At 34.6% G+C, this 20,092-nt stretch carries 23 protein-coding genes and 1 tRNA gene; 11 read left to right on the top strand and 13 right to left on the bottom strand.

The window, feature by feature from the left end; translation table 11 throughout:
• Positions 1-4: 4 nt before the first annotated feature.
• The 3 genes from map to gpmI all read right to left on the bottom strand — a co-directional run bounded on the left by map (position 5) and on the right by gpmI (position 2,977).
• Complete coding sequence (gene map, locus IE051_RS09970; protein WP_189360631.1) at positions 5-823, bottom strand: type I methionyl aminopeptidase; 819 nt, start codon at positions 821-823, stop codon at positions 5-7.
• Between the two features lie 93 nt (positions 824-916).
• The gene (locus tag IE051_RS09965) at positions 917-1,321 is read right to left on the bottom strand and encodes a BT0820 family HAD-type phosphatase (protein WP_189360630.1); all 405 of its coding nucleotides are present in this window, start codon (positions 1,319-1,321) and stop codon (positions 917-919) included.
• A 138-nt stretch (positions 1,322-1,459) separates the two neighbouring features.
• Complete coding sequence (gene gpmI, locus IE051_RS09960) at positions 1,460-2,977, bottom strand: 2,3-bisphosphoglycerate-independent phosphoglycerate mutase (protein WP_189360629.1); 1,518 nt, start codon at positions 2,975-2,977, stop codon at positions 1,460-1,462.
• Positions 2,978-3,230: 253 nt separating this feature from the next.
• On the opposite strand from gpmI, the gene IE051_RS09955 reads away from it, so the two are divergent.
• Positions 3,231-3,629 (top strand): ankyrin repeat domain-containing protein, encoded by a 399-nt coding sequence (locus tag IE051_RS09955; protein WP_189360628.1) that lies wholly within the window; start codon positions 3,231-3,233, stop codon positions 3,627-3,629.
• Between the two features lie 105 nt (positions 3,630-3,734).
• Here IE051_RS09955 and IE051_RS09950 read toward each other — a convergent pair whose 3' ends face one another.
• Positions 3,735-4,214, bottom strand: coding sequence for a GNAT family N-acetyltransferase (locus IE051_RS09950; protein ID WP_229796776.1), 480 nt, complete (start codon positions 4,212-4,214; stop codon positions 3,735-3,737).
• A gap of 51 nt (positions 4,215-4,265) precedes the next feature.
• Here IE051_RS09950 and IE051_RS09945 point away from each other — a divergent pair, with 51 nt between their 5' ends.
• Together IE051_RS09945 and IE051_RS09940 are read left to right on the top strand one after the other, a co-directional pair.
• On the top strand, positions 4,266-4,691 hold the full coding sequence (locus IE051_RS09945; protein WP_189360627.1) for a GNAT family N-acetyltransferase: 426 nt from the start codon (positions 4,266-4,268) through the stop codon (positions 4,689-4,691).
• Between the two features lie 46 nt (positions 4,692-4,737).
• Positions 4,738-4,810, top strand: a tRNA-Gly gene (locus IE051_RS09940).
• A gap of 31 nt (positions 4,811-4,841) precedes the next feature.
• Here the strand turns inward: IE051_RS09940 and pepE are convergent.
• Positions 4,842-5,549 carry a dipeptidase PepE gene (gene pepE, locus IE051_RS09935; protein ID WP_189360626.1) on the bottom strand — a complete coding sequence of 236 codons (708 nt, stop codon included), beginning with the start codon at positions 5,547-5,549 and terminating at the stop codon, positions 4,842-4,844.
• A 109-nt stretch (positions 5,550-5,658) separates the two neighbouring features.
• Here pepE and IE051_RS09930 point away from each other — a divergent pair, with 109 nt between their 5' ends.
• The 6 genes from IE051_RS09930 to IE051_RS09905 all read left to right on the top strand — a co-directional run bounded on the left by IE051_RS09930 (position 5,659) and on the right by IE051_RS09905 (position 11,495).
• Complete coding sequence (locus IE051_RS09930) at positions 5,659-6,453, top strand: carboxypeptidase-like regulatory domain-containing protein (protein ID WP_189360625.1); 795 nt, start codon at positions 5,659-5,661, stop codon at positions 6,451-6,453.
• Between the two features lie 92 nt (positions 6,454-6,545).
• Entirely contained in the window at positions 6,546-7,319 is a 774-nt protein-coding gene (locus IE051_RS09925) for a peptidase associated/transthyretin-like domain-containing protein (RefSeq protein WP_229796775.1), read from the top strand.
• 122 nt (positions 7,320-7,441) lie between these two features.
• Positions 7,442-7,915, top strand: coding sequence for a DUF6702 family protein (locus IE051_RS09920; protein ID WP_229796774.1), 474 nt, complete (start codon positions 7,442-7,444; stop codon positions 7,913-7,915).
• Positions 7,916-8,024: 109 nt separating this feature from the next.
• Positions 8,025-10,337, top strand: coding sequence for a M1 family metallopeptidase (locus IE051_RS09915; protein ID WP_189360623.1), 2,313 nt, complete (start codon positions 8,025-8,027; stop codon positions 10,335-10,337).
• A gap of 70 nt (positions 10,338-10,407) precedes the next feature.
• Entirely contained in the window at positions 10,408-10,698 is a 291-nt protein-coding gene (locus tag IE051_RS09910; RefSeq protein ID WP_189360622.1) for a Sec-independent protein translocase subunit TatA/TatB, read from the top strand.
• Positions 10,699-10,844: 146 nt separating this feature from the next.
• Entirely contained in the window at positions 10,845-11,495 is a 651-nt protein-coding gene (locus IE051_RS09905) for a response regulator (RefSeq protein ID WP_189360621.1), read from the top strand.
• Positions 11,496-11,504: 9 nt separating this feature from the next.
• On the opposite strand, the gene IE051_RS09900 is transcribed toward IE051_RS09905, so the two are convergent.
• From IE051_RS09900 to kynU, 7 genes are all read right to left on the bottom strand, one after another.
• Entirely contained in the window at positions 11,505-12,149 is a 645-nt protein-coding gene (locus IE051_RS09900) for an O-methyltransferase (protein WP_189360620.1), read from the bottom strand.
• Positions 12,149-13,234 (bottom strand): amidohydrolase family protein, encoded by a 1,086-nt coding sequence (locus IE051_RS09895; protein WP_189360619.1) that lies wholly within the window; start codon positions 13,232-13,234, stop codon positions 12,149-12,151. The genes IE051_RS09900 and IE051_RS09895 overlap by 1 nt, the downstream gene beginning before the upstream one ends.
• 88 nt (positions 13,235-13,322) lie before the next feature.
• Complete coding sequence (locus IE051_RS09890; RefSeq protein ID WP_189360618.1) at positions 13,323-13,856, bottom strand: 3-hydroxyanthranilate 3,4-dioxygenase; 534 nt, start codon at positions 13,854-13,856, stop codon at positions 13,323-13,325.
• Positions 13,857-14,004: 148 nt separating this feature from the next.
• The gene (locus IE051_RS09885) at positions 14,005-14,787 is read right to left on the bottom strand and encodes an SDR family oxidoreductase (RefSeq protein ID WP_189360617.1); all 783 of its coding nucleotides are present in this window, start codon (positions 14,785-14,787) and stop codon (positions 14,005-14,007) included.
• A gap of 5 nt (positions 14,788-14,792) precedes the next feature.
• On the bottom strand, positions 14,793-15,230 hold the full coding sequence (locus IE051_RS09880; protein WP_189360616.1) for a GNAT family N-acetyltransferase: 438 nt from the start codon (positions 15,228-15,230) through the stop codon (positions 14,793-14,795).
• Between the two features lie 21 nt (positions 15,231-15,251).
• Positions 15,252-16,655 (bottom strand): FAD-dependent oxidoreductase, encoded by a 1,404-nt coding sequence (locus tag IE051_RS09875; RefSeq protein ID WP_189360615.1) that lies wholly within the window; start codon positions 16,653-16,655, stop codon positions 15,252-15,254.
• Positions 16,645-17,919, bottom strand: coding sequence for a kynureninase (kynU, locus tag IE051_RS09870; RefSeq protein WP_189360614.1), 1,275 nt, complete (start codon positions 17,917-17,919; stop codon positions 16,645-16,647). Before kynU ends, IE051_RS09875 begins: the two co-directional genes overlap by 11 nt.
• A gap of 117 nt (positions 17,920-18,036) precedes the next feature.
• Between kynU and IE051_RS09865 the strand changes: the two genes are divergently transcribed.
• A complete protein-coding gene (locus tag IE051_RS09865) occupies positions 18,037-18,456 on the top strand; it encodes a (4Fe-4S)-binding protein (protein ID WP_189360613.1) in 420 nt (139 codons plus the stop codon).
• Positions 18,457-18,592: 136 nt separating this feature from the next.
• On the opposite strand, the gene IE051_RS09860 is transcribed toward IE051_RS09865, so the two are convergent.
• A complete protein-coding gene (locus tag IE051_RS09860) occupies positions 18,593-19,249 on the bottom strand; it encodes a hypothetical protein (protein ID WP_189360612.1) in 657 nt (218 codons plus the stop codon).
• Between the two features lie 33 nt (positions 19,250-19,282).
• Here IE051_RS09860 and IE051_RS09855 point away from each other — a divergent pair, with 33 nt between their 5' ends.
• On the top strand, positions 19,283-20,083 hold the full coding sequence (locus tag IE051_RS09855) for a class I SAM-dependent methyltransferase (protein WP_189360611.1): 801 nt from the start codon (positions 19,283-19,285) through the stop codon (positions 20,081-20,083).
• Positions 20,084-20,092 lie beyond the last annotated feature (9 nt).

Below are 20,092 nucleotides of genomic sequence, written 5' to 3'. Positions count from 1 at the left end.
CAATCTAAAGCACCAATGCTTTTTGACGAAATTCATCTTCCTCATCACTTTCAATACCCAAGGCTTCATAGATATAAGCAAAAGTAGAAAGTAACTCTGGCTTACCATCTATTAAGGCCACATCATGCTCAAAATGGGCAGATGGTTTATTGTCAAGGGTGGTTATAGTCCAACCATCTCTATGTTGTTTAATACGGTGTGTTCCCATATTAATCATAGGCTCAATGGCCACAACCATACCTTCTACAAACTTTTTGCCTCGTCCACGTTTACCATAATTTGGCATTTCAGGATCTTCATGCATTTTTTTCCCTAAACCATGACCAACCAATTCTCGTACAACACCATACCCATGATCTTCACAGTATTTTTGAATGGCATAACCCACATCACCAACTCTATTATTTGCTTTGAATTCTTTAATGCCTACGTATAAAGACTCTTTTGTTATTTTTAGTAGTTTTTCGGTTTCTGGATCTATTTCGCCCACCGCAAAGGTATAAGCATGGTCTCCATAGAAACCATCTTTTAAAGCACCACAGTCAATTGAAATAATATCACCTTCTTTTAAAGGAGTACCATTTGGGATTCCATGAACTACTTGAGAATTCGGACTCATGCATAGCGTATTAGGGAAATCATATAAACCTAAAAACCCAGGTATAGCCCCATGGTCTCTTACGCATTCTTCAGCAATTTTATCTAATTGAAGAGTAGTTACTCCAGGTTTAATAGCTTTAGCTAGTTCACCTAAAGTTTTAGACACTATTAGAGCACTAGCGCGCATTAACTCAATTTCTTCTCTTGTTTTAACAATAATCATAGTCGTAAATATAGGATTGCAAAGATACTCAAAAAGTCAAATTGATTTTAAGTATTAAAGAATAAGATTGTAAGCGCTTAAGATGCGGATTTATTATTTGAATAAACCCAATAGGCCTTTCTTTTTCTTTGGTAGCACAGGCGCCGTATTTGTAAGTAATTGATATATTTCACCCCAACCTAAAAATCCGCCAACATTTCTGTCATCAATAAATAAATCGGCATTAATTTTTCTGCTTATGGAAGGGTCGTATTCTTCTTCAGGGAAACTGTTGTTAACAGCATAGAAATGAATACCATTGTTTTTACAGAATGATACAGCATCATCTAGTCTACTTCCTTTTCTATAGGTCCATAAAATTAGTCGATGTCCATCGCCTTGAAGTTTTTTTAGCGTTTCAAAAGCGAAAATCATGGGTTTTCCAATGCGAGGATAGGCGTCTTCAACAATGGTACCGTCAAAATCAACTGCAATTGTTAATTGGTTATTAAAATTCATAATAGCTAATAAGAATCTATATTTAATATACAAAAATACAATAATTTTTAGTGATTTGGTATCCCAAAATATGCTCTAAAAAAACAAAAAGCCCTGTATTAACAATACAGGGCTTAGATGATTTCCTATTATGAAAGATTACACAAGAGCATGTCTTGTCATTGCCTCTGGTTGCGGTACATTCATAAGTTTTAATATGGTTGGAGCCATATCCCCTAAAATACCGTCTTTAATCGATTTTAATTCATTATCAATTAAGATAACAGGTACAGGGTTTGTAGTGTGCGCTGTATTGGGCGTACCATCAGGGTTTATCATTGTTTCACAATTACCGTGGTCAGCAATTAAGAGTGTGGTATAACCATTGTCTAAGGCTGAGCCAACAACATCTTTTACACAATCATCAACAGCCTCACAAGCTTTTATAGCAGCTTCCATAACACCCGTGTGTCCTACCATATCGCCGTTTGCAAAATTTAGGCAAACAAAATCAACATCGCCTTTTTCTAGTTCAGGGACTAAGGCATCTCGTAATTCATAGGCGCTCATTTCAGGCTTTAAATCATAAGTAGCCACTTTTGGTGAATTTCTTAGTAAACGTTTTTCGCCTTCAAATTCAGCTTCTCTACCTCCTGAGAAAAAGAAGGTAACATGCGGATACTTCTCAGTTTCAGCTATTCTTATTTGCTTCTTGTTATGTTTTTCTAGAACCTCACCTAAAGTTTCGGTTAAGTTTTCCTTATTAAAAATTACATTGACATTTTTGTAGGTGTCATTATAGTTTGTAAGCGTAACGTAATGCAGGTCAAGTTTATGCATGTTATACTCATGGAAATCCTCTTGCGATAATACTTCGGTAAGTTCTCTACCTCGGTCTGTTCTGAAGTTAAAGAAAATAACTACATCACCATTTTTAATTTTAGTCTTTGGTTCATTATTTTCATCAAGAGCGATAATAGGTTTGATAAACTCATCGGTCACATCATTGGCATAATTGGCTTCAATACTTTCAACAATATTGTTTGATCGCTCACCGGTACTATTCACTAACGCATCATAGACTAATTTGACGCGTTCCCAGCGCTTATCTCTATCCATGGCATAATAGCGCCCTGAAATCGTAGCTATTTCGGTATTCGTGTTTTCAATATGTGCTTCTAAATCTTTCACAAAACCAGCACCAGATTTAGGATCAACATCACGACCATCAGTAAACCCATGTATATAGGTGTTTTTTAGACCAAAATCATTGGCTGCATCAACCAAACCTTTAACATGGTTAATATGTGAATGTACGCCACCATTACTTAGTAATCCTAAAAAATGAACATCTTTATTGTTAGATTTAGCATACTCAAAAGCATCCACCAAAACTTTTTCATTGTTAAGTGTTTTGTTCTCAACAGCTAGATTAACTTTTACTAAATCTTGATAAACGATTCGCCCTGCGCCTAAATTCATATGACCCACTTCACTGTTTCCCATTTGACCTTCAGGTAAACCAACGTGCAGGCCGTCTGTTCTTAAAGTTGCAAAAGGATACTTTTTATAGAGTGAATCAATAAATGGTGTATTGGCATGATCGATAGCTGAAACTTTTGGGTCTGGAGAGTTTCCCCAACCATCAAGAATCATTAAGATGACTTTTTTATTCATTTTTTTGTTAATTTTTTAAAGAAATCAAAGATACGGAAGTTTGATATAAAGTGAATATTAAAACCACTCTAAATGCCTAATTTTTATAGACTTTTAATGGTTTTTTAATCGAACGTATTTTCGTTAATTATTTGTGAATCAAACGTTAAAAATCTGTTATAAAATAATTTTAGTGTAACAGTTTCGGTTTTTTGTCGTCTCTTTAGTATATCAAAAAACGTAAAATCATTAATCAAACTTAATTTCTTTCATCATGAAAAAAACAATCATTATTTCCGCAATCGCATTATGCATTTCTTTTGTATCTGTAAATGCTAAAACAGACAATTCAACAATTAAAAATTACGATGTAGAAGCTTTTTTTAAAGTGAATTCTTTTTGTGTTTCTATTGCAAAGGGCGATTTAGAGACAGTACAAAAACTGATTTCAAGAGGGGCTGATGTCAATGAACGATCAAATGGAATGACTCCTGTTATGTATGCTGCTAAATTTAATAGAGTAGACATATTGAATTTATTAATCGAAAATGGCGCTAATTTGAAAATTAAATCAGATAAGAAAATGACCGCTGCAGATTATGCTGAATTACACGGAGCTTCTGATGCCTTAGCTATTATTGAAAAAGCAACAGCTAAGAAAAAGAAAAAATAATTATTTAATACATATAATTATTTGAGCTAGTCACTCATTTTATAAAAAGCCTTGATTTTCAAGGCTTTTTGTTTTTTAATAGAAAGATCTTTTTAAAGGATCAAGTTATAAGTTTTTAAACATGATATAATGAATGCCAATAGAGGCAATGTCAAAAGGCTCCCCAATGATATTATAGCCAAGTTGTTTATAAAAACCAAGGGCACTTTCTCTAGCGTTACACCAAATTATTTCTGTCTGTTTTGATTTTAACAGCTTTTCACCATAGTTAAGCATTTTACTGCCCACACCTTTACCTTGAAAGTTTTTAAGAATGGCCATACCTCTTAATTGGTATTGGTTTGCTATCAAAATATTTTTATTGTTGTTTTTAAAAAAAGAACACACCCCAATAATTTCATCATGGATATAAATTCCTAAATGTACAGTAGTTTCGAGGTTGTCACCTTCAAAAATACACGACTTTATGGGCTGCCCAGCTCTTAAAATGGGGAGCCGCACTGCATGTGTTTCTTCAGAATTGATTAGCTTTATATTATAATTAGAAGTTTTAATGGTGTATAACGATTTATTATCTTGTATCAAACTTAGAAAAATTATTCGGACCACTGATTAAACTTTATAGAAAAAAAATCAATGAGTATTGTTTTTAAGATTGTTGAACAGGAGCAAATTGAAGAAATTATACCATTAGTACAAAAGCTAAATGGATATAAAGATCCTGATGACCTTTTACGGGAGCGGTTTTTAGAGATGTTTACACAAAACTATGAATGTGCGGGCATTTATGATTCTGGCACCTTGGTGGGTGTTTGTGGCTTGTGGTTTTGTACAAGACATTATTCAGGAAGAAGTGTAGAACCAGATCATGTTATTATAGATGAAGCGTATCGTAATAAAGGTTTAGGAAAGCAATTTTTTAACTGGATCTACAATTATGCCTTAAGCAAGGATTGTGAAACCATGGAGTTAAATACCTATGTTGTTAACGCTGAATCTCATAAGTTTTATTTCAACGAGGGTTTTAAAATATTAGGTTATCATTTTTTAAAAAAGTTGTAATTTTTTCTTGCAAAAGAACAAAAGGTTTATATATTTGCATGCGATTGCGAGAGTAGCTCAGTTGGTAGAGCGTCAGCCTTCCAAGCTGAATGTCGCCAGTTCGAACCTGGTCTCTCGCTCTAAAAGCTTCATAGAAATATGAAGCTTTTTTTATTTCATGGTGTTAAGTTCTGTTCCTGGTTTTATTTCATATGGGGCCTGATTGTATTCAAATATCCTTGCTGTTAAATCCCCCTTTAAAATGATAGAACTATCTTTTACTAAAAGCCAGCTACCTTCTCTTAAGCCAATTACTGGTGGTGTATTATAATGATGAAATTCAGTAATTCTCGTTTCCCTTGTTTCTCCCATATGTGTACTAGAGGTATCGGGATTTAAATAATGGGGATTAATGTTAAACGGTACCAAACCTAAGGCGTTAAAACTTGGAGGATATACAATAGGCATATCATTGGTAGTTTTTATTGTTAAACCGCAGATATTACTTCCTGCACTAGTACCTAAATATGGTGTTCCATTGTTTACACAATATTTTAAGGTGTCAATTAAATTGTTTTTATGTAATTGATTGGTGAGTACAAAAGTGTTTCCACCACCTATAAAAATACCTTCCGCCTGTTTAACGGCGTCAATTGGGTTGTCATATTCATGAATACCTTTAATTGTTTTACCAATTTTAGAAAAAGCCGTTCTTGCAATGGCGGTATAATCATTATGAGAAATGCCTCCAGGTCTTGCATAAGGCACAAACAATATTGTATTGGCTTGCTTAAAAAACACATTCAGTTCATCGGTTATGTACTCTAAATAGCCACTTCCATGAATGGTGGAAGTACTTGCAATTATGATATTTCGCATAGAAAAATGAGTTATATTGTAAATCTAAGCAAAATTAATTTTAATAAAATTTAGTTCGATTTACTTTAACATTAAAAATTAAATTGGTAATTTCAAAATAAAAATATTTATGAAAAAGTTAATCCTACTATTTACACTATTACTAACATTTCCTTTGGTTTCTCAAAATATAAAACGCACTGAAGTTTCTGGGAAAATTATTGTTGAGGATAGTGATATTTCTGGAATTACTATTTTCAATACCACATCTAATACGGGAACCATTACAGATGAAAATGGCGAATTTGTAATACAGGTAGCAAAAAACGATGTCATAGAAGTGAGTGCACTGAAGTTTCAGAATATTAAATTTACAGTAAATGAGGCCATTATGGAATCAAAAAAAATGAAACTGTTTTTAATTGAGGAAATTAATAAGTTGGACGAAGTTATTGTAAAATCAAATGGTTTAACAGGTAATCTTGGTGCAGATGTAAGTGATAGTGAGAGTTTTAATCCGCAATTAGACGCCTTATATTTTGGAGTAAAACACAGCTCAGAATATGATTTTGAAATTGATGAAAAAACAGAGGTGAGCAACCTAGGGCAGAACTATCAACAGCAGCATATGGTAAATGGACTTAACATTGTAAATGTGGTAGATCAACTGTTATTGCCTTTATTTAGATCAGAGGTTCCAAATAAGAAAAAAGCAGGCGTACCAGATGTCCCTATTGAGTCGATTAAGTATTATTTTGGTTCGGAGTTTTTAGTGGATAATTTTAATATACCAGAACATCGTGTTCAAGAGTTTATCCAATTTGTTGAAAGTGATAATTTTGACTACGCCTTACTGAATTATGGAAATGAAATGGAGTTTTTAGAGTTCTTGAACCAGAAAAGTATTGAGTTTCTAAAAAAATAATAATTAAGCGCGCTTCTTTAACATAACATTAAACCCTATTTATCTTTTTTTTAAGATTTGAAATACGTTCTTTATATATTAAAGAACTGGTTTTGAAACGAGAGTTGCACGTATTTGTGATGCTTTTTTTTTCGCTATTGTCTATGGCGCAAACCGTTGAATTTCATGGCACGGTGGTTAGTGATGCCCATTTGGATACCGAAAATATTCATGTTATTAATCAAACATCGCAACGATATACAACGACAAACAAGGATGGTCATTTCAAAATGGTTGCAAAATTAAATGACACTATAATGTTTTCTTCCATACAATTCGTACCCAAAAGCATTGTAATCTCAACAGAACTAATGCAATCTAAAATACTTTTAGTACACCTTGAGGAGCAAATAAATGTCTTAAATGAAGTACTGGTAGGGAAAGTCTTAACTGGAGATTTACTATCTGATATTCAAAATACAGAGGGTAAAGCACCTATTAATTTTTATGATGTTGGTATTGTGGGGTATACAGGGAAACAGGCCACACAAAGTGAGCGAAGATTACATGAGGCTACCACAGGTGGCGGGTTTATGCCTCTAAACCCTATATTGAATGGCATTTCAGGAAGAACAAAAGAGATTAAGGAACATGTGCGAATTGAACGAAAAGATGCGCTTATGAGACGTATTAGGTCGGGCTTATCCGACGAATTTTTTGTTCTAAATCCATTGGATGAAGACGTTAGAATGGATTATTTTTATTTCTGTATGGATGACAAGGATTTTATGAATGCATGTAATAATAAAACAGACTTAGAAGTTCTGGTTTTTATGGAAAAGAAATATGTGCAATATGTCCAGAATAGAACGCAGAATAAGAATTGATTTTGGACGGTTTTTTAAGGATGGCTGTATGATAATGAAATCTAAGTGCAGGAGTTATTCCTATTAATGTATTTTTGCTAAAATTTAATGACGTTAGAATGTTAAGGACAATTATTTTTTTTATGCTTATACCTTTGCTTGCATTTTCAGGCATACATAAGTATTATATAAGTGTAACGCAAATTAACTATATACAAGATAAGGAAGCAGTTCAAATAACATCTAGGATTTTTATTGATGATTTTGAAAGATTATTGAGAGAACGCTATGATGATAGTTTAGTACTTGGAGGCGATAATGAGTCTAAAAATGTAGACCTTTATATGGGGCGTTATTTAAAAGAAAAACTAAAAATTAAAATAAATAGTAAAGCATCTCAACTCGTGTTTTTAGGTAAAGAATATGATGCAGATATTGTGCGCTGTTATCTTGAAATTGATAATGTCAAGACTATTGAAACCTTTGAAGTAAGTAATAGTCTATTATTTGATGTATTTGAAGACCAGCAAAATATTGTTAAGACAAAAATCAATGACAAACAGAAAAGCTTTATTTTCTATCCTCAAAAGGCAAGTGCAGTGTTAAAATTTAATTAAAATACGCTAAATGCCTGTCTAAATTATTACTTTCGAGAAATTTTTGTAAAAATTTGTTATCACAAAGCACGGAAAACGTGCTTTTTTATAATTTAATAGAAGAATATCAATGAGAAAAATTGCTTATAGCTGTTTCATGCTGGCTTTATTGTCCTCAGGACTTTATGCACAAGAGGACGTTCAGGAAGTAAAAGAAGTAAAAACGGGTCATAGAAATACCAATAAATTTAAACAATTATATGATGAGTTTTCTACGCCAAATATGTATCGGGCAGCCTCTGGTGCCCCAGGTTCAGCTTATTATCAGCAACAGGCAGATTATGAAATGGATATTGTATTAGATGATGAAAATGCTAGAATTTCTGGATTTGAAACCATTACCTATACTAATAATTCGCCAGACGAATTAAAGTACTTATGGGTGCAATTAGACCAAAATAAAAGAGCCGCAGATTCTAAGTCGCCATTAATTGAAGGAAGTGCTATTGCGCCTGTCATGCGACCTAAAGATTTTACTTCAAAATTTATGACCAAACCTTTAGAAAGAGGTTTTAATATATTGGAAGTAAAGGATACTAGTGGTAAACCGCTAACTCATATGATTAATAGAACCATGATGCGGATTGAATTGCCCAAAACCTTAAAACATGGAGAGAAGTATTCATTCTCAATTAAATGGTGGTATAATATAAATGACCATGTTAAAGAAGATGGACGTTCAGGTTATGAGTATTTTCCAAAAGATAAGAATAGAGCCTACGTTATTGCACAATTTTTTCCAAGAATGGCGGTATATAGTGACGTTGAAGGCTGGCAGAATTCACAATTCTGGGGGCGGGATGAGTTTGCCTTGCCATTTGGTGATTATGAGGTGAACATTACCGTACCTGCTGATCATGTTTTAGATGGAACTGGGGTTTTAATGAACCGCAAAGAGGTCTATTCAAAAACAATGATGAAGCGCTTTGAAGAAGCTAAAAAATCGTTTACTGAGCCTGTAATAATCGTTAGTCAGGAGGAAGTTGAGGCTAAAGAAAAAGGTTTTTCAAAAGAAACGAAGACCTGGAAACTAAAGGCAGAGAATGTTCGAGATTTCGGATTTGCCACTTCTAGAAAGTTTATTTTAGATATGATGGCCGTTAAGATTGGAGGGAAAGATAAAATGGCGGTGTCTTTGTATCCTAAAGAGGGGAACCCACTTTGGGAAGAATGGTCTACCAAGGCAGTTGCAAGTACTTTAGAATCTTATTCAAGAATGACTTTTGATTATCCATATCACAAGGCTATTTCAGTGCATGCCAAAAGACAAGGTATGGAGTATCCTATGATATGCTGGAATTATGGGAGACCTGCAGAGGACGGTTCTTATAGTGACCGCGTTAAGTATGGCATGATGGGAGTGATTATTCATGAGGTAGGACATAACTTTTTTCCTATGATTGTAAATAGTGATGAACGTCAATGGACTTGGATGGACGAAGGTTTAAACACTTTTGTACAGTATGTGGCAGAACAAGATTTTGGTGAAAAATACCCATCGGCATTGTCAGCAAAAGATGCACATTTTCCATCAGATAGAGGACCAGCAAAAATGATTGTACCTTACATGGGAGGGGATCAAGATTTTATTGCGCCTATAATGACTAAAGGTCTTAATACGTACCAGTTTGGAAATAACGCTTATGGCAAGCCAGCAACTGCGCTAAACATTTTGAGAGAAACAGTCATGGGCCGTGAATTATTTGATTATGCATTCAAAACCTATGCACAAAGATGGATGTTTAAACACCCTACTCCAGAAGACTTTTTTAGAACAATGGAAGACGCTTCCGCTGTTGATTTAGATTGGTATTGGAGAGGATGGTTTTATACTACAGACTGGGTTGATATTGGCATAAAAGATGTGAAAAAGTTTTATGTTTCAAATGAACCAAATGCCTATATGAGGGAAATTATGGAAGAAAGAGGCTATACCAGAGAGCAATTGGTACCTTTAGTATTTATGGTTGAAGAAGGCAGTGAAGACTATAAAGAGAGTATGAGTACTGGAAGTCTATTGGATAATGCCCAACCAGTAAAAGAATATCTCATGGATAATTTTACGGCTGAAGAACGTGAAAATATTAAAAGTCCGAAATACTTTTACAACATTACTTTTGAAAAACCAGGAGGTTTGGTTATGCCTATTATAGTGGAATATACTTATGCAGATGGTACAACTAAATTAGTGACCTATCCTGCGCAAATATGGAGGCTTAATGATAATGAAGTAAGCCAGGCTATTGCATCAGATAAGGAAATAGTTTCGATTATCATAGATCCTAATGAAGAAACAGCCGATATTGATACAACTAATAATTCTTGGCCAAAGAAAGCATCCGAGAGTGATTTTGATAAATTTAAACAAAAGGTTAAAGGATAAAACTTGAAAAAGCCGATTTTTAAAATCGGCTTTTTTTTATTCTAACAAAACAACTTACTATATTTGTGCTGTGATACAACAAGTAACATTCTTATTTATAAGTGGAGCAGAAATAGCTTTTATACTATTTATTGTCATTATGATTTTTGGTGCGGATAAGTTACCAGAAATAGCACGTGGTATGGGTAAGGGTATGCGAACCCTAAAGGACGCTACCAACGATATAAAACATGAGATAACCAAAACTGCGGATAGCAATGGCATCGATGTTACAGGTGTTACTTCCGATGTAAAAAAGGAATTGAACAAGGTAAAAGATGATTTAGAGGACTTTACGGGTTCAGTGAAGCGGAAATTTTAAATAGATCCATGTTTTTTATCGATTAATACGGTTAGTAGTTTTTCTTTGTCAATTAAATCAATCGCTTCAGCGATTTTTTTTATTTTAAATCTTAAGATTTTTTTTTGTTTTATAGCTTAGTTATCCCAAAACTAAGTATTTAGCCTATGAAAAAGAATGTAATTTATCGTATCCTGTCTTTATATTTTAAACGCAGATTAAAGGCTCTAAAAACCATAAAAAACCAAAGTAGGGCAGTAGAAGCTAGGGCTAACACGAACAAGAGCCTTGCTGAAAAGGAGCAACCATTGGCTTCAAATGTAAAAGTAGAACCTCTTGGAACTTCTGGGATAGAAAAGAACGATAAACTACACTATTCAAGAACTTTATTCCAAAAAACGAAGGACATAACCATATTGTTGGCAGAAGATAATAAGGATGAACAAAGTTTAATTAGTAGTTTAATTCAAAAGGAAAATTATAAAATTGATAGTGTTAAAAATGGATGGGAAGCACTCTGTGCTTTTGAAGCGGGGCAATATGATTTGATATTAATGGATATTAATATGCCTATCATGAATGGTGATGAGTCAACTATCGCCATACGTCAGCTAAATAGTCAAATACCGATAATAGCATTGACCAATGACATTTCTTATGATTTGTTTAAAGATAAGCTGAATTTGGGCTTCACAGATGTTATATCAAAACCATTAGATAAAGAATTACTTGTTAGAACAATAAGAAACTTAATTGCTTTAAAAGCAAATGCGCTTAGGGCTCGAACTGCCTTTGACAGTTTAACATGTGCCTCTTAAAGGTTGTAATTATATTTTTCTACTTATCGTTAAACCATCTCTAATAGGTAATACTACCGTTTCAACCCGTGTGTCTGCTTTTAGTAAGGCATTGTATTTTATAAGTGCAGGTGTTGAAGTATCATCTTTTTTAAAGGATTTTTCTAAAACTTTTCCACTCCATAATACATTATCCGATAAAATAATACCTCCAGTATTGAGCCTATCAATAATCACATGAAAGTAATTGGAGTAGTTCTCTTTATCGGCGTCAATAAAGACTAAATCAAAAGTTTTATCTAGTTTGGGTATAATATCTAAAGCATCTCCTAAATGTTGATGAATTTGAGCTCCATATTCTGATCGATCGAAATATTTTCGTTGAAAGTAAACCAATTCTTCATTAATATCAATGGTATGTAATGTGCCAGAATCTTGTAAACCTTCAGCTAGGCATAGGGCGGAATAACCTGTATAAGTTCCAATTTCAAGAATGCTTTTAGGGTTCACTAATTTGGAAATCATACTTAATATACGACCTTGATAATGGCCGCTAAGCATTCTGGGCTGTAATATTTTCTGATAGGTTTCACGTGTTAATTGTTGTAGTAAAACAGGTTCATTTTCAGAATGTTCTACCACATAGTCATCCAAGTTTTCTGCTATAAAATGCATTAATTTAAAATTCTTTTTATTAGTTTTTCTTTTTCTGCTTGATTATCGCCACATAACCATTGAATCACATTATCCTCCCAAATGGCATGATATTGGTCTTGGTTAATGATCTCTCTTTTCATGGCCAAGTCTAATATTTTTCCGGGGTAGGAAGACTGCTTATCGCTCTCCATTTCACCAAGTGGGTAGGGATCATCTAGTCCCATAATAACTTGTTTTGAGCCGTGATTTCTAATTAGTAATTCTAAACCACCCGTATCATGAACCAAAGTGTCAAAGAAGATGTTTTTATGGCCAACAGCTTTCCTAGGGTGGTGCTTGCCTTCAAATAAATCTGGTCTGCCATCAAAGCCTTGAATACGTCGTCCTAAATTAATTTGGGCCAATTGTCCACCATGTGCAAAACAAGTGCGCATATTAGGGTATTTTTCTTGATACCCATTTAAGGTTAAAAAATGATAGGCATCGGCACATTGTGCTAACATCCAAATTAAATGGAAACGCCATGAGGTGTTTTCTAGTTTTATGAATTTTTCGCCATCATAGGGATGTATTTCTACGGCCAAATTATATTGATTTGCCAATTCAAAAATTGGTTCGTTTTCTTCATCAAATATGCAGCGCCAAGTGCCAATAGTGTCCATATAATGTGTTGGCAAGCACAATAGTTGCATACCATGTTGTTCGACGCAGCGCTCAATTTCCCAACAAGCACTTCTTACAAAACCCGGGTGTACCACAAAACCGCAGGTGAATTTACTAGGGTGTTCATGCTGAATACCGGCATTAAAATCATTTTGGAATCTAAGCGCCTTTTTCATTTCTTCAACACGCAAACCATTACCATATAACTGCGAAAGATTTAGAACAACTGCATGATCTAGCTTATTGTGTGCCATCCATTCTAGTTTTTCATCTAAAAAGAAACTAGAATCAGTAACAGGCCGTTTCCAATCTTTTTGTAGCATAAACTTTCGGTCTTTATCTACCCAAAAAATCCCCTTTTCATGCATGAAATCAGGAATCTCTTCCGGGTACGGAAGTAAATGGGAATGACCATTAATTCTAAGTTTTCGCTTTTCCATGTTGTCATTGCGAGGCACTAGCCGTGGCAATTTGTTTATTATTAAAAGATTACTTCGTCATAACTTCCTCGAAATGACGTTTTTTATTTTAATCTATTTTTACTTTTTTAGGTGGTTCCATGATTTCTCCACAATTGGGGCAGCTTCGTTTGTTCTTATCGCTGTAATAGGTGTCAAAAATTTTGGGCATATCGGTTTCAATATTCTCTAAGGTAAAATCCTCTTCATAGAGTTTAGTAACACAGTGTTCACAAAACCAAAGTAAGGCATCACGCATGCCTTCCGGTCTTTTATATTCTATAACCAATCCAACGGTGTTAGGGCCACGTTGCGGAGAGTGTGGTACTTTTGGAGGTAATAAATAAATATCGCCCTCCTTTATATGTACATCTTTAGGCGTGCCGTTGTCAATTATTTTTAAAACAATATCTCCTTCAACTTGATAAAAAAACTCTGGAGTTTCGTTATAGTGATAATCTTTTCTATTATTAGGCCCACCAACAACCATGACGATAAAATCACCATCTTTCCATACTACTTTATTCCCAACAGGGGGCTTTAGTAAATGCCTGTTTTCTTCAATCCAAGCTTTAAAATTTATGGGTGATGTTAAATGACTCATGCTCTTTGTTTTTTTTTCTGCCCCCTCTGAATCCTATTGTCAAGCTAAACTTAAGCTGACTATAATCATTCACGCAGATTGTGTTTCTAAAATTAAGTAAAAAAATAAAAGAAACGCGCTCATTTCCTATGCATTTCTTATATTTTATTTAGATACATTTTGTTCGGCCACCATCAACAGGTATACTTGTGCCATTTACATATGCGGCCGATTCGCTTGCTAAAAACACCAGTACGTTGGCTAATTCTTCAGGGGTAGCAAAGCGTTTAATTGGAGTGTAATTTTTCATTATTTCTGTCATTTCCTCAGCCGAAGTTTCTTCAAAATCTGCTTTTATTTTTATAATTTCGGTGAGGCGCTCTGTTGCTGTAAAACCCGGTAATACGTTATTTACTGTAATGCCAAATTGAGCCAATTCAAAGGATAGGGTTTTACTCCAATTGCCAACCGCACCTCTAATAGTATTGCTCACACCAAGACCTTCAAGAGGCTCCTTAACAGACGTAGAAACTATATTAATAATTCGGCCAAAACCAACTTCTTTCATAAAAGGTACAGTAGCCTGTGCTAATAAATGGTTACATTTTATATGTTGATTAAAAGCATTTTCAAATTCAGATAATGAGGCATTTAAAATATTACCCGGTCTTGGGCCGCCGGTATTGTTGACTAGGATATGAAACCCATGCTCTTTTTCTATAAAATTAAGGACTTGCTCATGCAATTCTCTGGGGTTTGAAAAGTCGGCAACAATATAATTGTGGTTGCCATGTTTTGGCAATTCGGCTAAAACAGCTTTAAGCTTTTCTCTATTTCTAGCAACAAGGGTAATGTTTACGCCTTCTTCGGCTAGGGCTAATGCCGTTGCCTTTCCTATACCTTGAGTGCTTCCGCATACTAATGCATTTTTGTTATTGAGTTTTAAATCCATAATTATTAGTGTGTTTTGTTAGCTTGGGGGTTTAGTTTTTCCATCAGATTTTCTGGACTTTTAATCGCTGTAAAGCCAAATTTAGAATAAAGTGTATGAGCATCCTTTGTGGTAAGCATCCATTTTTTAACCGCTTGTAGTTCAGGGAATGTCATAATGTGATTTATCAGTAATTTAGCATAGCCATTTTTTTGTTCGCTAGCTACGACAAAAACATCCAAAAGATAAGCAAAAAATACTTTGTCTGTCATAACCCTAGCATAAGCTATTTGTTGATTGTTTTTAAATAAACCAAAGTTAATGGTGTTTTCTGAAGCTTTTTTTTGCTCTTCAAAGGTTCTTGATAGGCCCCAATATGAATGTTTAATAAAGTCATGAATGCGCTCTAAATTCATGTCATTAAAATTTGATGAAATATAAATATTGTCTGTTATTTTATGCATAAGGATCTATATAGGAGTTTCTTAGGTACTTTTAAAACCGGCAATTTCATTATCTGCCAGAATAGCTTGAGTTTCTTGATTTATTATTTCTAAAGTACGTTTTAAGTCATCTTGTAACTGTATACGGCCACTATGTAATAGGTTTAAAATAGCTTTATCCTGTGCCCGTCCTTTTAGCATGGCTTCTCGATAGCCCATGTCTTCATTAAACGTAACCATTGAATATTTAGAGACATAGGCGTTTGGAAACGCCTTTTCTAAGGCCATTTCTAACTTACGCTTTTCTTGAAATATGGGGTTGGCTACATGGTCCTTCATTTCGTGGAAATTATCGATAGCCAAATCAGCAATAGCATCTGTATCTTTTTTTCTACCTCGAGCATAGGTCTTGCATATCTCTTCCCAATTTTTAAGTTTCATATCCAAAACCTTGTCAAATTCTATAACATCTTCAAATGATGCATTCATACCTTGTCCGTAAAACGGTACAATAGCATGTGCGGCATCACCCATTAAAAGGGTGTTTCCTTTGTAGTGCCAAGGCGCACATTTTATGGTGCCCAATGGTGCCGTAGGGTTTTTAAAAAAGTCATCCAATAGATTTGGCATTAAGGCTAAAGCGTCCGGAAATTCGTTTTTAAAAAACTCTAATACTACAGCTTCTTTTGTAAGATTATTAAAGTTGTATTGCCCCTCATCATAGCTTAAAAATAGGGTCACGGTGAAACTACCGTCTAAATTGGGTAATGCAATGAGCATAAAACTTCCGCGAGGCCATATATGCAATGCGTTTTTGTGTAATCTAAAATCACCATTTTCTTTTGAAAGAATACATAATTCTTTATAGCCATGCGTTAAATAGTTTTGGGAAAAACTGAATAGAAATTTTTTAGCTAAATAGTAACTTTTTCGCAAAACTGATCCTGCGCCATCCGTACCGATAATAATATCAGCATCTTCTACAAACACATCCTGTGATTTATAATCTTTGAATAGGGCTGTTGTTTTTTCAAAATCGACGGACTGACATGCTTGGTCAAAATAGATGCTGACATTTTCATGTTTTTCAGCTTCATTCAAAAGTAAAGCATTTAAATCGCCACGAGAAATCGAATTAATAAATTCATGAGGTCTGCCGCTGTAATTGGATTGAAAGGTATTACCATGTGCATCATGAATCATGCGGCCATGCATAGGTATGCAGAGTTGTTTTACTTGTTTTTCCAGACCTACCAGCTTTATAGCCTTATAGCCACGATCAGAAAAAGCTAAATTTATAGATCGTCCAGCACTGATTTCAACCTTGCGTAAATCAGGTCGCTTTTCATATACAGAAACGTTAAATCCTCTTTGACCTAAGCGCAGCGCCAAAAGACTCCCACAAAGTCCTGCTCCAATAATGAGTACGTTCTGTTTATTGTTCATTTAAAATTGATTTTAGTTTTTCAACAAGATGGTACACATCTGTAAAAGAGTTGTATAAGGGAACGGGAGCACAACGAATAACATCAGGCGCTCTCCAGTCGCTAATTACGCCTTCATTTGTAAGTTTATCATGTAAAGCTTTATTGGCGTTTTTTACTTGAATAGATAGTTGGCACCCCCGCTCATTTGTGTTGTATGGGGTAATTATTCGTATTGTGTTTTCTCCGAGTTGCTTGAGTAGAAATTCTAAATACCCAGTTAACTTATTTGACTTAGTAATCAATTTAGACATACCAACCTCATGAAACATGTCAAGAGAGGCTTTTATCGCCGCCATCGATAGTATAGGTGGGTTACTGAGTTGCCAACCTTCAGCACCAGGTAACTGGTCAAATTCATCCCGCATATTAAAGCGTGTTTGTTTATTGTGACTCCACCATCCAGTAAAACGATTTAAATCCTTTTTATGGGCATGGCGTTCGTGAACAAAACAACCGCCTAAACTACCGGGGCCCGCATTTAAATATTTATAAGTACACCATACCGCAAAATCGGCACCGGAGTCATGAAGATTTAGAGCAACATTACCTGCCCCATGAGCACAATCAAAGCCTACAACACAATTGTATTTATGACCAAGCTGAGTGATGCGTTTTAAGTCAAGAAACTGCCCTGTGTAATAGTTAACTCCACCAATTAAAATAAGTGCAATTTCGTCGCCTTGCTCTTCAAGAATAGTTTCTAAATCTTCGTGTCTTAAGAGGACTTCACCTCGTCTTGATTTCCATAAAACAAGGCCTTCATTATCATCAAAACCATGATGACGTAATTGGGATTGTACGGCATACTTATCAGAAGGGAAGGCGTCACTCTCGATTACTATTTTAAAGCGTGTTTTAGATGGCTTATAAAAAGAAACCATCATAAAATGCAGGTTGGCCGTTAGGGTATTCATAACAATGACTTCTTGAGATTTTGCCCCTACTATTTGAGCCATTTTATCAGTGAGAAGTTCATGGTAGGATAACCAAGGTGTTTTGCCTTGAGTATGACCTTCAACACCCAAATTCGCCCAATCTTCGAGTTCTTCATTGATATAAGACTTTGTGGATTTAGGTTGCAGTCCTAACGAATTTCCTGTCATATAAATCCAATTATTACCTGCTGCATCTTTTGGTATATGAAATTGCTGTCTGTAGGCCTTCAAGTCGTCTTTTTGATCTTGTTCTAAGGCGTAAGCAACCCCTAATTTATAATCGGACAATGGCTTGGGTTTTTAAGGTTTCTAACAAAAATAAGGATTAAAACTTTAGAAAACACGCTAGAAATACTTCCATTTCATTCCTTTGATTTTTCGTATATTTAGTAAAAACTTAAAGCTATGAGTAAAATAAGGGAATATTCGAACGGAGAGACCACTGTAGTGTGGGAAGCTGAAAGATGCATTCATTCGGCTATTTGTGCCAAAGGGTTGCCCGAAGTATTTCGACCAAAATTAAGACCTTGGATTAAAATAGATGCCTCAAAAACGGAAACTATTATTGATCAGGTTAAACAATGTCCTTCCGGCGCACTTAGATTCTATATGAATGCTAAAGAGGATAAAACAGCAGAAACCTTAGAGACTAAAGTAGAGGTATTAGAGAACGGGCCTTTATTAGTTTATGGTACACTCCAAGTTGTTGCTAAGGACGGATCTTCTGAAACAAAAAATAAAACAACGGCCTTCTGCAGATGTGGTGCTTCTAAAAATAAGCCCTACTGTGATGGAGCTCATGTGGAAGTAGCATTTAAAGGCTAGAATAAAAAGACAAAGCGCTTAAACCATTGATTTAAGCGCTTTGATATATATAGACGCATGACGCGGAAAATAAATATTATATTTTATATACGTATTGGGGTATTAAAAAGATTTCGTTAAAACAAAAATTAATTAATTATTCTAAAATAACAGCAATATTCGTTAAGGTTAAATTCCAATCTGAACCTTCTTTTTTATGATCACTCGCTAACATTAACCCATTATAGTTTTTATAATTTTCAAAAGTGTTCATTAGTGAAGCCTTGTCCTTATTTCCTTTCCTAAACACCCATTCTTTTATAATAAAATCATCTGCATAGTAAATGTCATAAGCATCACCTGGTGTATAGCCACCTTCTGTAGGGTAGGTTAGGGTAATTTTATTCAAAGTCAACTTGCTTATTGGAGCTTGCTCTTTTTCTGGCTGAGTAATTGTAGCACTTTTATCCCAAACTAACTGAAAGGGAATTAGTAACCAAAATTTATCATTTATAAAAGCTCTATCTGCCTTGAGTGAAATGCTATCTATCGTTTTTCTGTTGTAACTAAGGCTGTCTTTTTCTGTACGGAGTGTAACCGTATCAGATTTTGGAGACCATGACCAATGGCGGTTATTATTAAACGTAAACTGTATTTCTGAAACATGCTTCCAATTCTTAAAACCATGGGCATTCGCTATTTTTTGTGCTATGGATAGCTCGGGTTGGGTATTTGAACTAACAGGTGATTTTTGGGTTTCTTTACAATTTGTTACAAGAGCAAAAGCCAAAATAGTGTAAAATAGAATTTTCATAACTTAGTTTTTTTGTAAAGATATAACTTGAGCATGACTACCAATAAAAAATATTTCGAAACTAATAAAGCCACTTGGAATTCCAAAGTTAAAATACATGCGAAAAGTGATATGTATAATATGCAAGCTTTTAAAAATGGAGCCTCATCATTACAGACCTATGAGTTAGAAGCGCTTGGCAATGTAACTGGGAAATCATTATTACATTTACAGTGTCATTTTGGTCAAGATACGCTTAGTTGGAGTAGAATGGGAGCCCAATGTGTTGGCGTGGATTTGAGTGATGAGGGTGTTAATTTGGCAAGGCGTCTCAACGACGAATTGAAATTAGACGCAGAATTTGTATGCTGTAATGTTTTAGATACTTCAAGTTTTATTAGCGACACATTTGATATTGTGTATACCAGTTATGGTGTTATAGGTTGGTTGCCAGATTTAAAACCTTGGGGTCAAATGATTGCAGAACGCTTAAAAAAAGGAGGTACCTTTTTTATGGCAGAATTTCATCCAATAGTTTGGATGTTTGATTATTTAGAAGATTCCTTGAAAATGAAATATGGCTACATGCAAGACGAAGTTATTTATGAGGAGTACGAAGGTACCTATGCCAATGAAAATGCCGCTATGATAAGTAAAGAATATGCTTGGAATCATGGTTTGGGGGAAGTCGTTTCTGCATTAACTAACGCCGGTCTACAAATTGAGTATTTAAAGGAGTTTCATGAAAGCCCTTATGATGTATTACCAAATTTAGTTCAAACTGAATCTGGAATGTATGAAACCAAGGATAAATTATATCCATTAATTTTTACCTTAAAGGCTACAAAAAGATAAGTTTTTTGG

Source organism: Algibacter mikhailovii (genome assembly GCF_014651495.1).
GTDB classification, from domain to species: Bacteria; Bacteroidota; Bacteroidia; order Flavobacteriales; family Flavobacteriaceae; genus Algibacter_E; species Algibacter_E mikhailovii.
The sequence above is the reverse complement of the archived record's forward strand: the minus strand, read 5'-3'. Positions and strand labels throughout refer to the sequence as shown.